Origin of the sequence: Thermogutta sp. (assembly GCF_014359955.1) — a bacterium.
Classification (GTDB): domain Bacteria; phylum Planctomycetota; class Planctomycetia; order Pirellulales; family Thermoguttaceae; genus Thermogutta.
Window position 1 is genome coordinate 1 of the sequence record NZ_JACIYL010000032.1, and the last position, 13,197, is coordinate 13,197.

Here is a 13,197-nt window from a genome sequence, read left to right on the forward strand (position 1 = left end):
ATACTGAACCAGCCGCCTGTAGAGACGCGGACGGGATACGCCGAGCATTTTGGCGGCCAGTGATTTGTTCCCCCGCGCCCGCCGCAGTGCCCGTGCGAGAAGCTCCTTTTCCACCTGGGCGAGAAATGCAGGCAGGGAAATCTTTTCCGGCTCTTTCAAACCTCGCAGTCTTCTCTGGAAAGCCCAACGGAAGTCCTGGGGGAGATCCGCTGGGCCAATGAGTGTCCCCCCTGCGCGATTGTGGGCGTGCTGCACAACACTGGCCAGCTCGGCATAATTATTTGGCCAATCGTGCTGAACCAGAATATCCAGCACTTCCGACGTAAAGCCCATCACCTGCTTCGCTTGTTGGGCGTTGCAATCTTCAAGCATCGTCTGTGCAATGAGGGGAATGTCTTCGCGACGCTCCCGAATTGGCGGAACAAAAATGAGGAGCGTGCTCAGCATCTGGCCAAGCTCCTCGATGAACTTCCCCTGCGAGGCCAACGTCATCAGGTCAGAGTCAGTTGTGGCGATGACCCGTATCGTGTGCGGCGGACGCCGGAGAAATTCGTAGAGGACCTGCTGCGTCGCCCAGGGGAGTTGATGCAAATTTTCCAGGATGAACGTGTGGGTCAATCCTGATGGCAGTGAGATTGCCGCAAATGCCTGAAGTGTGTTCCGAAGAATATCCGGGTCGAGTTCCTCGCAGGGCAGCGGAACCAGGCACTGCTGCGGATCTGGACGTGCTGCGTAGAAGATGGCTTTAGCCAGTTCAGCACCATGGCCCCCGGGAGGTTCAATGATAACCACATGGCTGGTGAGACTTGCGGCTGCCTCCACCTGTTGCCGCATCCTTTTGGCCGCAGCACTGGTTCCCATCAGCAGATGCGCATGGAATCGCGTGGCAACAGCCTGACGGAATTCCCGGATCTGTTCATGAAGGGCCAACGCCTGTGATTGCTGCCGAGCGGCATCGGGCGTGACATCGATCGCCTGCGGCGCAGTATCCGTGCCGTCCCTGTCGGCGACAACAACAAGCAGGGCCGGTCGCCCATCGGTATCGTGGACGCGCAGGAACCGAGCCTGCCGTCTGCGAAGCTGGCCGTCGGGGGTCAGACACGCTACGGTCCCCAGAGTTTGTTCGCGCTCAAAAGCGCCCGGCGGGGGGCACAGCCCGGCAGCCAGGGCGTCCCCCGCTTCCAGATCAAAACTGCTGTGGAACGCGCATCGGCGGTCGACGATGTCCTCTTCGCGGCAGGCCAGCCATTCCAGACACGCTCGATTGCAAAATCGGATCCGCCACTGTCCATCGACGAAGTAAACGGGTTCCCGAAGGAGATTGAGCAGACGGGCAATCTGACTGCGTGGACGCTTTTCCGCCATCATGCGTTTTGACCGCGCTAATGTTTTTTTGTGACTATCATCGAGCTGTGGATCTTTCCCATCCGGGCGACACCATTCACCGGAGATCGACGCTCTGGCCTTCCGCTAGGCTAACCCCGGCGCCGTGTGTCCCACAAGGGGGACGACCCTAGTTCCCTCAATAACGCCATCGGGGGAAATTTTCACTTTCCAGCTTCGCAACGACGGAAATAAAATAAAGGTCTAACCCTGATTTTGACGGGCTGTGAGGAGTTGTCTGCAATGCCTGAAGTGCAATTTCGCGATGGTGAAATCCAGGGAGTTCAGATCCGAGCCTTGCGACGTTTTTCCGACGCGCGGGGATGGCTTGTGGAATTGTTCCGTCACGACGAACTTGTCCCCGAACTCTATCCTGTGATGGCGTACGTCAGCGAAACACTCCCTGGAGTTGTCCGTGGTCCTCACGAACACCGAGACCAAACGGATTATTTCGCGTTCATTGGACCGGGTGATTTCAAACTTTACCTCTGGGACTACCGCAGGAATTCTCCCACTTATTTGGTCGCGCAAAAACTGATTGTGGGTGAATCGAACGCTGTGTGTGTTACCATTCCCCCCGGAGTTGTTCACGCGTACAAAAACATCTCTGACAAGCCAGGATTGGTATTCAACGCGCCTAATCGACTCTATGGGGGCTGGGGCAAGAAGGAGAAGGTGGACGAGATTCGCTATGAAGACCTCCCCGATTCGCCGTTTGCGATCGACTGAAATAATCCTGTGACGTTACTGAATCTTGTCCAGGTCCTTCCAGGATCTCCCGTCGAAGATATGGTGGATTTGCCCTCCACCAATGTCCACACTCCGGAGTGACCAGGAGTACTCCTGTGGGCCGATTAAATCGACGGGGCGCTCAAAATAACGGGAGAGCTGGGCCAGATCCAATTCCCCAATCCCGCGGTTCGGCTGTTCCGTCACCGACTTGGGTCGCGCCAGATTCTTGGAGATCACGAGCACCCAGTAGTCCCCCGTTTCGGGCAATACCAGCCGGAACTGTCCATCTTCCTCGACGGTGGTCCACGCCCCACCATGCTCCGCCAGTTTCTCCAGGTTGCGTTGCCGCTGTGGAGAGTCGCTGTCCCAGGGGCGAAGTCCTTCGATCGGCACCCGCGAGTCGGGAAACTGCTTTGCGGGGAGCGCAATCACCACGGCGCCGGTATCTGGATGGCCCATTCCTCTCGCATCGACGAATCGAATTTCGCCGCTGAGCAGCACCGGTTCGCTGGAAGCCGGTTTCGCGGCGGTGCCTGCCGCCTTCGGCTGCTGAAGGGATGACGCAGCCAGCCAACCGATGGCCAGGCCTCCCAGAGTGCAACCCACAAGCACGAAATAGTACCATGACAGGGCCGCGCGTTTGACCAGCACATATTCCGACAACAGGTGCGCTATGTTCTGGGAGGCATCTGGTCCGCTCACCTGTGGCGGAGATACCCCCGCCTGAGAAATCGGGGAGGCGGCGTTTTCGCGTTCCACATGGCGCATAAGCAGCGAGGGCTCCTCAAATACCTGGTTGCGAGCGACTTATCGCTCTCACAGCAAACAAGTTCCGAAACGTGCGAATAACCAGGATGCCGTCCGCCACTGCCGGTGTGCTGTGCGTCCCCTCGCCCAATTCGCTCGTGCCAAGCAGGTGAAACTGATCACCGGTTGCCAGAACAACCACCGTCCCTGAACGGGAAATACAGTAAATCTTCGCGCCCAAAATGACAGGAGAACTGAAATATTCCCCGGGCAGTCGCTGCCGCAAAACGAGCTTACCGCTATTTAATTCCACGCAGCTCACGACCCCCTTGTCGTACAGGAGGTAGAGCCTTCCCTCATAGGCAACGGGGGTGGGCACATAAGGGATATTGCTTTTAACTTCGTACACCACTTCAGGCTTTTCTCTGGAAGAGTGGGGCGAACGAACGACAAACATTTCGCGCCCGATTCCTCCCTCGCCTGATGAAGCGGCAATCAGGTCACCCACCGCGAGGGGCGACCCTACCGTTCGATTATGGAAGAGATTTAATTCCCATAACGGCTGACCGGTTTCTGGATCGATGCTTGCAATGCCATGCGCCCAGCTCGTGAGGATGAGTTGGGGGCTTGCCCCATCTACTTCCAAAAGGCAAGGTGTGGAATAAGCCGTCTTCTGCGTTCGTCGCGGTGTTTTCCAGCGAATTTTTCCTGTCGTGGCGTCCAATGCCACCACGCTGCCTTCCCCATCCTGTTCATTGGGAAGGATCACAAGATCTTCAAACACGATGGGAGACGCCCCAAATCCGTGTTGAGACACAAACGGACCGAGATCGGCCTGCCAGACCACGGCTCCGTCGCTCTGATTGAGGGCCACGATATGCAACGACTCCGGAACGGCCCAGGCATAGTACAACCGTTCTCCGTCCAGGGCAGGGGTGGAAGAGGCAAAACTGTTGAATGCGTGTTTCGGAAAGATATGGCCGGGTAGGGTCCGCGACCAGAGCTTTCTTCCGGAAAACAAATCCCACGCTTCCACCACCTGCTCGCCGGTCTCCTGGTTGGCAGATGCTGTGAACACCCGACCGTTGGCAATCACCGGAGAAGAGTGGCCAATTCCCGCCAATTCGGCAGTCCACAGGAACGAGTTTGCGGAAAAAACCACAGGAAATTCATGGGTCGTATAGATGCCCGAGCCATTGGGTCCCCGGAACCGTGGCCAGCTTTCATGGGCATGTGACACCGGAGGGAAACATATCAACAGGCCAAGAACCGTCGCGATCCCAATCTCCAAATGCCGCAAAACTTTTCCCATTGTTGCCGTCCCGAAAGCAAGATCACATGAGCTGGCTTCACTTTGCCCAAATCGTTTCGCCTCGCATGCCCACCCCGTTGTCACAGCCTGGGGCAGGTGGCCTTCACAGCAACTCGACTTTGCCAGACTATCCCAGGCTGCTAACGCCTCCTGGTTGGCTTTTGCGTTCCGGTTGCCCGGGCTTTTTCCCTCTGGCGGTCGAGAACTTCCTGCATCGCCTCGGCTTTGCGCCGAAGCTCCTCCTGTTGTCGTAACTCATTCTCCGACATGGCTGATCGGTCAGTCCCGGCGGCATCATGGATCCCCGGAATCGGCAGGGCCTCTTCCTCCGGCAGTGCGGTGTTCCCAGATTCGTTCGAGGGAGCTTCTGCTCGTGACAGCGGACCAATGCCTGTATCTTCTTCAGCGCCGGCTTCCGTCGTCGCCCCGTTTGCTTGTTCCGGCCGGTTCACCTTATCGACTGCAAGCATAAACACGAAGTCTTCCTTTGTGCCGAGCGCCGCACCAGGCAACGTCAGCACGACGTGGTCAGTTGATTCGGGAGGCACTGCGAAGGCATAGACGTCCATCGCAACCTCACCCGGCCCAAGACGTACAGGGGACCGCTGCTGGCCCTCTATTTCGTAACCTTGTCGCCAGTATGGGTGCAACAGGTCGGCATTCCCAGGCCAGGTGAGGGTGGCCGTGGGCGGACCGCTATGGGCCGGGGTATACGTGACAAATCGATCACCCGTCTGGTTGGCTATCCGAATTCGGATGAGAAGATACGGTGTTCGTGTGCGAAGGGACCTGTCTCCCAGGCGGACCCGAAGTGGTGCAATTTCCAGGCCCTGGACACGGACTTCAATGCCGTCGTGCGCATCCCGAAGCTTTTCTGGACTTCCCCCAAATGCCCTGGAAGCCTCAGCGAGCCGTTCGACTGGATTTTGCGAGAGAGCGCCTCCAGTTGCTCCAGACGCTGCTGAATGATCACCATTCGTTTCCAGGGGACCTAACAACTCCTGAAGATCCGCGGAAGCCGTGCTGGCCAGTTTTGCCGCCGGGTCTTCCAGTTTGGGCGGTTGAGCTGACGTTTTGCCCTTCGACTTACTTCCAAAGATCCCCGTGAGCGGTTGCGTCAAAACGACAAGAAACAGGACGAACAGGACCGCGATGCTGCCAATCAAAAAATACGTGATCTTTTTCGCACGCTCTCGGGCACGCTGTCGCTGTTTGCGGAGAAACTCCGGATCGGCGGCCAGTGGACTTCCGGGGCGATGGCCGATTATCGAGGTGGAAGCGGGGGCTGGCGGTCCCGCTGGTGGAACCGACGCAACCTGAGCCCCCGACCAGTCACGCAGCGGCGACCACGGTCCGTTCGGAGAAGGTCCAATAAAGTCAGTTCCGCTCAGTCCTCCGCTTTGCAACCACTGAATCACCTGTCCCCCCGGAATCGGACCGACGACCTGCTGACTGGCGGTTCGATAGATGTACCACAGGGAGCCCTGAGCCACGGGATGCTCCATGTTACGCAAAACGCCCACAGCTCCTGTTCCCTTACCGACTTTCCCCACCCATGAAGGCGGCCCGATCTATGCGCCGAGAGTGTGCTTCTCAGCCCCCAGGTCAACACACCTGCGATCTCGTCAGGACCTTCCACCAGACAGTGTAACTGAGGGCAAAAGACGTTGCCAGATGTCCGCGCGGCAGACACAGCGGGCCGACAAAAGTGAGACGCTTCGCACACGGAGCCAAATACCCGTCCGGCTGGCTTTAGAACACCGAATTGGCGTCAACCATAGGGGGCTGAGACACAAGGGAAACCCAACCGTGAACAGCTATCGGCCTCACACAAAGAGATACCTACCGGCCACCAAAGCGGACTGCACTACCGCCAGCGCCAACCCGGTTTGTTGGTTGCCGTCCAGAATGCGTCTGGCGACCGACTGGACGCGATCGAGAAGAGAAACCGCCGGCCTATCTCGCGCCCTTAGCTTACGGAAAAGACCGGTAACTCGCCGGTTTTGCCCGCCCTTGATTTCCGTCGTGTGGCGACCGATCAATCCAGCAATTCACCCAAGCGGAGGGCACGGGACTCGAACCCGCAACCCCTTTCGGGGCACCTGATTTCGAGTCAGGCTGCTCACCAATTCGCATACCCTCCAAAGTGCACGCCGCACCCTGAACCGGTATCGAAAAGCGTTTCGATCCAATCCCTCAGGGCCGCGACGACGGCAAAAGAAAAGCTGGGGTACTAGGATTCGAACCTAGACTAACTGATCCAGAGTCAGTCGTGCTACCGTTACACCATACCCCAGTCTCAAAGGAGCACTCGTTGCTCCATAGGTAAGAGTACAATCCTGCCCTTTTTCCGTCAAGATGTCGCTCCATCTTCAAAAAAAGCCCCCCGGATCCGGCAGGTAACGCCTGGGACGGAAGCTGTTCCTACTGAAGATACTCCGTGTGCGTGGTAATAGACAACCCGTTGGGAGGACACCGTCGGCAGGCGCCGAATCGAAGCGCGCCGTTGCTGATTTCCTCAAAGACGCACGACTTTGCGGCGTGACGCCGGTTACCACCTTGGCCAGCTTAGTAGGATGGCGTGTACATGAAATAGGCAAAGTTTTCCGAATAGGAGGCCGATAATGAATGTGCGGTAATAGTGCCCATTTGTCAGTGCCCGATTGATCGCCGTTTGAAAAGCTCTCGGCTCTATGGCCCATCCAAGGCTGGTTGCAATTCTGGAATGCCTCAAGTCGGCGCGCGAAGAGGTTGAGGCCTCTCTGCAACGAACCTTTGACCAGGGCTTCAAAATAGGGGACTTAGATAAGGCCCAACCGTTCGAGGAACAAAAAGACGTGTTGGCAAGAGCGACGTCCGGACGGGGGCTGTCGGTAGAGTTTCACTTCGATCGGTTCCGCGTTGACATTTTCCTGCTCGACGAGGCGGAGGTTATTCCGAGATGGGCTGACGACCCAGATCCGACGGGAACCTCCAAACTGGCGACCCTTGCCCAGGAGCTTGGCATACTTCTCTTTCCTGCCGAGTGGCCACTACGGGAAAGTACCGCCCGCGTTGTTCCAGCCTCTGTTAGCGACAGAAAACCGCCGGAGGACGTGGCCGGGATCCTGGTGCCGGTGACCGTTGGCGACCGGGAGTTGCCCATGTTCATTTGGCTGTTGGAAGAGGCGCCGGTCGGGCAAGCCGTGGAAGCGCCGCAGGCCCCATCTCGGGAGCAGTTTGCGCCGACCGAGAATTCGGCCGAGGACGGGAGCAGGGCGGGGCAGTCGAGCCAGGCGCGTTCAGCTCATCGAAAAGCTCCCTCTCCGCGGGCCAGGATGCTGCCGCTTCTGACCCGCAGTCTTCTTAAAATCAGGCTCCCCGTGGAGGTGATTCTGGCTCGTACCCGAAAGCCTCTTGCCGAAATACTCCAACTCGCCCCGGGAACGATCATACAGTTCAATAAATCGTGTGACGAACCCCTCGAGCTCGCCGTCAATGGTTATGTCATCGCCCGGGGAGAGGCGGTCAAGGTCGGAGATAAATTCGGCCTGCGCATTCTGGAAATGACTCTCCCGCCCGAACGGTATGTGATTCTTTCCGGGCGGACTTCATCCCGAACCGGGGACGCTCGACAGGTCTCCGTCAGTAAATAGGTGGGATCCGCCAGACAGGCCGGGCATTTTCCGTGGGAACGTGCTGTTTCGAGAGGCGGCCCGAGGCGGTAAATTGAAGATTTGCGACAAGTCATCCTGGATTTTTCCCGTTTTCGGAGCCTGCCGCCCGTACGGGGTTAGTGCTATCGCAGCGCATTTGGTCGTGGCGTCTTGCTCGCATTTCACGACTGGGAGCTACCGAACAGAAGGATTACCGGCGTGCGTATTTTTGTGCTCGATAATTACGATTCGTTCACCTACAATCTTGTGCAACGGTTGGGAGAAATTAATCCCGAGTTGGACATTGCGGTAGAGCGCAACGATCAGACAACCGTGGAGCAGATCGAGCGGTGGAACCCGGATCGGATCATCATTTCGCCCGGCCCCTGCACCCCGTCAGAGGCCGGGATATCTGTGGAGTGTGTCCGGTATTTTGCCGGGCGGGTTCCGTTATTGGGCGTTTGTCTGGGGCATCAGTCCATTGGGCAGGCGTTCGGTGCGAGGATCGTCCGGGCGAAACGACTGATGCATGGCAAGACGGATATGATCTATCACGACGAGAAAGGGCTGTTTGAGGGGATCGAGAATCCCTTCGTGGCGACCCGTTACCACAGCCTGGTGATCGAGCCCGAATCGCTCCCCGAATGTTTCGAGGTCTGTGCATGGTCGTTTCTACCGGATGGCAGCCGCGAAATCATGGGCATTCGGCATAAAGAGTATCCTCTTTTCGGAGTGCAGTTCCATCCGGAGAGCTTTCTCACGGCCGCCGGCCCCGCTATTCTTGAGAGATTCCTCGTCCTGGGCGAAACGAATGTGAAGATAGGCTGATGATTCCCGGAGGTTCTCGAAGACTGGAGTCAGCCAAGATGGCCCGGAGGGAGGAATCGGCCGGTAGAACTCTCGGTCACCGTTTTTCCGGTGAATCGAAGGTCTTGTCGGAGGAGCATGGGGCTGATAAGAAGTCACCGGTTCTGGGGGCGAGGCGCGAAACGTTCTTCCTGGCGGCAATCGGGGCTGTCTTGTTGTGGATGGCGCTCCCCCCTCTCGATGTGGCGCCTCTCGCGTGGCTGGCACCGTGTTTCTGGTGTGCGCTCATCGCACGTGCTCGACCGCTGAAAATTCGAGAATATTTCGTTCTGGCGGCAGTTGGATTCGCCCTCTGGATGGCGGCTCTTCACTGGCTTCGTTTACCTCACTGGGCGACGAGCTTTGGTTGGGTGGCCCTCTCGTTTTACCTCGCCTGGTATTTGCCCAGTTTCGTGGGGTTCACCAGAATCGCCGTACACCGCTGGCGAGTTCCTTTACCGATTGCGGCTGCCACCATTTGGGCGGGATTGGAGGTAGCACGGGCCCATTTACTCACGGGTTTTACCATGGCCAGTCTTGCACATACCCAGTACCGGTGGCTCAGCCTCATTCAGATTGCCGACCTGGGCGGGACATACGGTGTGGGTTGGGTCATGATGTTTGTTTCTGGCTGTCTTTATCTGGCGGCTCAGCGCGTGGCGGCATTCACCCGAGCTTGGGCTTATGGGGGATCGGACGAGGCCTCTTCGGATGGAGTTCCCGTAAAAACCGCAGCCCGGCGGCTACTAATTGCCGGCTGGCCGATTGTGGCGGCAGGGGGAATGCTGGGGGTGGTTGTGCTATATGGCCATTACCGTTTGGCACTCCACGCGGCGACGCCGCAGACTTCGACCGTGCGGGTGGCCCTCATCCAAGGTTCGCAGGATATTCGATTGGAAGACGGTGAGGAAAAACGGGAACGGATCCACCGTCACTACCTTCGACTGGCTTTCCTGGCGGCCAGACAGTACCGGAATCTTGACCTCATGGTTTGGCCGGAGACTGTTTACGGCGGCTTGTTGATTGATGCTGACTCCCACCCCGCTGTCCCTCCTGAATGGCGCGCGAAAGGGGTGACCGATGAGGAGTTTCTGGATCAGCTCGTTGCGGCCAAGCGGAGCAGTGAAGCGGCGATGGAACGCCTCGCGTGTGAGCTTGATTCTCGCCTGATTCTGGGTGTCGAGACGGTTGCTTATACGAGATCGGGGATTCGCTATTACAACTCGGCTGCATTCGTCGGGAAGTGTTCCACGGATGCGGTTTTTCCAAAAACCGGAAACGTTTCCGACGCAAATGACTTGGACAAGTTATCCCCCTCTGCTGACGTTTCAGAGGAAGCGTCTTCGCAGAACCTCAACAGAAAACCCTATTGCTATTTGGGACGCTATGACAAAATGCACCTGGTGATGTTTGGCGAGTACGTCCCTTTCGCCGACGAATTTCCCCTGATGCGGTACCTCACTCCGTTAAGCACGAATACGACACCGGGGAGACTACCCAGGGCGTTTGCGGTGCGCGGTGTTTTGTTCTGCCCCAACATTTGCTTTGAGAGCGTCATTCCGCATCTTATTCGCGAGCAGATTCTCAAGCTGCGAAAGCTCGGAAGCGAACCGGATGTACTCGTCAATCTGACGAACGATGGATGGTTTTGGGGTTCCAGTGAGCTGGATATGCACCTGATCTGTGGGGTGTTCCGGGCAGTGGAAACCAGAAAACCGTTCCTGATCGCGGCCAACACGGGCTTTTCGGCGGTGATTGATGCCACCGGCCGGATCGTCTCCCAGGGGCCTCGTCGAGATGTGGCGATTCTCCTGGCCGAGGTTGGGAAATCCGATTTCCACAGTTGGTATCTGGATTACGGAATCGTCCCCAACAGCATTCTTGTTTCGGCCGTTGTGTTGGTTATTGCAGGAGAGCTCTTCCTTCGCGTGATTCACCGCCGCTGGGGACGGTCCACCACGTCAAACCGCGCGATCTCGGACAATTAAATTGCGGGCACGGCAGACTTCCCAAGTCATCAGAACCTTGCGCCTTACTCGTTCCCTTGTTTTGACTCGGACTGACCGGAGGGCGATTCTCCACTCGAGTTTGCCTCGGAAGGTGATGCCGGTTGGTCCGCTGGCTGCGGTTGTGGCTGAAGGTGAGGTTCTGAAGTTTCGCTCTCTTTCTCGTCTTCTTGGGATTGGGCGGCTTGTTCTTGCTCGCTGGTGGCTTCTGAGGCTTGATCTTTGGTTTCCGTTTCCGCGTGCTGTTTGTCGGCTTCCGCAGGTGGCGGCGTTTCGCTCAGTTTTGCTTTCACGCCGTACTGATGGACGAGCGTGCCGCCGAGGTGCGCTGTATGAGCAAGGTACAGGGCGGCCACGGCCATCGCTACCAGGAAGATCAGAGAAATTGGAACGCGAACGACCGCCTTCCCGATTGACGAGACCGTCAAGGTGAGGAGCACAAAAACTGCGTAGGCAATAGTCACACCGAGGTATATGTTCCGTGTAAGCAGGGCGTATTCTTCATGTTCCTCCATCACGTCGAACATTTCGTCGGGACCTTCCTCAACGATATCACGAGCGGCCAGCCCCGTGGCGGTCGCCAGGAAAGCTCCCGCTGTGCCCAAAGCAAGCAACAACACAGCCGAAACGGCAAATCCCTGCCAGCGCGGAGCGAAAATCAGTCCCAGGAGGACAAATACCGGAGCCACCAGCAGAAGCGCGATCGGAAAGTGGACCACCAACACGTGCATCCCCGGCCAGGGAACGTTCGTGGGAGGCAGAGGAGGAAGGCTTAGTCCCAGATTCACTGCGAACATGAGTGCATCTCCTTCGACAACCGAACTGTGTGTGACATTCCGCTCGACAAGCCCGGCACTTTTTTACGATTGAAGGGGGTGTATGTCAAGAGTGACGTTGCAATTTTTGGTTGGGGAATGGCCTTTCGGAATTAGGACACGCATTCTGCCTCCCAAAAACCGTTTTGGAACATCAGGTATTCTCGTGGTGGTAAGCTGTGCGGGAAAGCGGAAGCAGCAGGGGCAAGGACGAGCGCTGTGAAATGATCGGCCATACCGGCGTGAGGGCTCGCAACACGCGGGAACGAAGGCGTTTCAATCCTCAATCGGCCGGAGGGTGGTTATCCAAAGAAACGGCCTGTCTGCGTCGTCCAAGCGAACTTCTCCCTTGAGTTTCGCCTGAAACAGGCTGCGCTTGATGATCTGACTGTATGTCGTCTTGGTTTGAGGAATGTTGATCGAAGTCTTTTCCAGATCGATACCGTATCGTACGAGCGCCGGATAATCGAAAAGGGCTACCAGTCCAAGTCGCGATTCAATAGACCCCAACACAGTGCGAATGTTGACGTTTTGTATGTTGACGGTGAGAAACTCCAGAAGTTGCGGCACCGCTTTGCTTTCGCCCTCTTCGGGAGACCATCCCACAGGCCAGCAGGCGACGTTGGGACCGCCACGGACGATCCAGTATTTGACACCCTGCACATCGCCTCGGGGCACAAGGGCGAGGCCGTCGTAGCGCAAAAGATACGCCAGAGCCGTTCCCGTCGCTAAACTCTTGAGTTCTTCTCCAATTTCATGAGAGGAAAGCAGGGATTTCGCCCTTTCATCCCAAACGACGGGGTTATGCAGTTTTGCGAGGAGTTGGTCCACGATATCGCGGCTCTTTCGCCCCAGTGTAGAAATAACCACTGGTTGCGCGAGATCCTGTTTGACTAACTGGAAGCGGACGATGTCCAGCCCGAACGCCACTGTTTTGGGGCGAGACTCCGGTGGACCACTCGTTCGGAGTTCATCAATCCACCGCACGAAGCCGGATAACTGTCGGATGGAAAAGCGTCCCCCCGGTACGACCAGTTCGTTGGAGTTGTTGATAATCCCGATCACGTGGTAGGTGGGTTGCGGCGAGGTGGGCAGTACTTCCACTTTCGGCTGATCTGACGGAAACGCAGTGCGAATTCGCACGCGTGTGATCCCCATTTGACCAAGTTCACGGGCCCATTCATGCTGGGTGAGTGGCGGCAACCTGGGATCGACGGCCAACTCGATTTCGACCTCGGGCTGCTGAGCCCCACCATCGGAGCAAACGGCTCGTCCCAGGCCGAACTGCATCAACAGAATTAATACTGTGATGAAAACGGCCGTTTTCGCGACGCGGTCGCGGGGACTCCTTATCGCCCGAGTGCTCGGCTGGAACAGGCCGTTATTCGGTCGCCGAACGATCATTCCGGGCTCCAATTCGGGAGCTATCGTGAAAGCGATCGTTCTCGACGGCACGGCTGGCACCTCCTCATGGCGAAGGGTCAACATTGTCGGAAGACGGTCTGGCCGCACGACGTGTTGCTTTTCGCGGTTTCTCCGGGGCGGGGTCTGTAGCCTCGGATTTGGCGGATTTCAGGACCGCGCGAATCCTTTCCAAGCGTGCCTGGAGTTCTTTTTCAAAACCTCGATCGGTGGGATGGTAATACGTTTTTTCCACCCCGAGATAATCCTGGGCTGCGATTCCATTTTCAAAATCGTGCGCGTATTGATACCCTGTGCCG

The 13,197-nt window shown here is 57.2% G+C and carries 10 protein-coding genes, 2 tRNA genes and 1 pseudogene; 4 read left to right on the forward strand and 9 right to left on the reverse strand.

Going from position 1 to position 13,197, the window contains the following annotated elements; all coding sequences use genetic code 11:
- A partial coding sequence (locus H5U08_RS02035; RefSeq protein ID WP_297029605.1) for a helix-turn-helix domain-containing protein occupies positions 1-1,368 on the reverse strand: 1,368 nt, incomplete at its 3' end.
- Positions 1,369-1,626: 258 nt separating this feature from the next.
- Between H5U08_RS02035 and H5U08_RS02040 the strand changes: the two genes are divergently transcribed.
- Positions 1,627-2,112, forward strand: a complete 486-nt coding sequence (locus tag H5U08_RS02040) for a dTDP-4-dehydrorhamnose 3,5-epimerase family protein (RefSeq protein WP_297029606.1) — start codon at positions 1,627-1,629, stop codon at positions 2,110-2,112.
- 15 nt (positions 2,113-2,127) lie between these two features.
- Here H5U08_RS02040 and H5U08_RS02045 read toward each other — a convergent pair whose 3' ends face one another.
- The 5 genes from H5U08_RS02045 to H5U08_RS02065 all read right to left on the reverse strand — a co-directional run bounded on the left by H5U08_RS02045 (position 2,128) and on the right by H5U08_RS02065 (position 6,470).
- Complete coding sequence (locus H5U08_RS02045) at positions 2,128-2,883, reverse strand: hypothetical protein (protein ID WP_297029608.1); 756 nt, start codon at positions 2,881-2,883, stop codon at positions 2,128-2,130.
- Positions 2,884-2,899: 16 nt separating this feature from the next.
- Complete coding sequence (locus tag H5U08_RS02050; protein WP_297029610.1) at positions 2,900-4,024, reverse strand: PQQ-binding-like beta-propeller repeat protein; 1,125 nt, start codon at positions 4,022-4,024, stop codon at positions 2,900-2,902.
- Between the two features lie 290 nt (positions 4,025-4,314).
- Positions 4,315-5,697 (reverse strand): hypothetical protein, encoded by a 1,383-nt coding sequence (locus H5U08_RS02055; protein WP_297029611.1) that lies wholly within the window; start codon positions 5,695-5,697, stop codon positions 4,315-4,317.
- A gap of 537 nt (positions 5,698-6,234) precedes the next feature.
- Positions 6,235-6,317 (reverse strand) — tRNA-Ser (locus tag H5U08_RS02060).
- 82 nt (positions 6,318-6,399) lie between these two features.
- Positions 6,400-6,470: transfer RNA gene (locus H5U08_RS02065), tRNA-Gln, on the reverse strand.
- A gap of 541 nt (positions 6,471-7,011) precedes the next feature.
- Between H5U08_RS02065 and H5U08_RS02070 the strand changes: the two genes are divergently transcribed.
- The 3 genes from H5U08_RS02070 (at position 7,012) to H5U08_RS02080 (ending at position 10,643) form a co-directional block, all read left to right on the forward strand.
- Positions 7,012-7,809, forward strand: coding sequence for a FliM/FliN family flagellar motor switch protein (locus H5U08_RS02070; protein WP_297029613.1), 798 nt, complete (start codon positions 7,012-7,014; stop codon positions 7,807-7,809).
- A gap of 225 nt (positions 7,810-8,034) precedes the next feature.
- A complete protein-coding gene (locus H5U08_RS02075) occupies positions 8,035-8,637 on the forward strand; it encodes an aminodeoxychorismate/anthranilate synthase component II (protein WP_366493885.1) in 603 nt (200 codons plus the stop codon).
- Between the two features lie 38 nt (positions 8,638-8,675).
- The gene (locus H5U08_RS02080; RefSeq protein ID WP_297029617.1) at positions 8,676-10,643 is read left to right on the forward strand and encodes a nitrilase-related carbon-nitrogen hydrolase; all 1,968 of its coding nucleotides are present in this window, start codon (positions 8,676-8,678) and stop codon (positions 10,641-10,643) included.
- Positions 10,644-10,687: 44 nt separating this feature from the next.
- Here H5U08_RS02080 and H5U08_RS02085 read toward each other — a convergent pair whose 3' ends face one another.
- From H5U08_RS02085 to H5U08_RS02095, 3 genes and pseudogenes are all read right to left on the reverse strand, one after another.
- Positions 10,688-11,458 carry a DUF2231 domain-containing protein gene (locus tag H5U08_RS02085; RefSeq protein WP_297029618.1) on the reverse strand — a complete coding sequence of 257 codons (771 nt, stop codon included), beginning with the start codon at positions 11,456-11,458 and terminating at the stop codon, positions 10,688-10,690.
- Positions 11,459-11,752: 294 nt separating this feature from the next.
- A complete protein-coding gene (locus H5U08_RS02090; protein WP_297029619.1) occupies positions 11,753-12,931 on the reverse strand; it encodes a hypothetical protein in 1,179 nt (392 codons plus the stop codon).
- A gap of 13 nt (positions 12,932-12,944) precedes the next feature.
- A pseudogene (locus tag H5U08_RS02095) lies at positions 12,945-13,197 on the reverse strand (hypothetical protein); the annotation flags it as partial.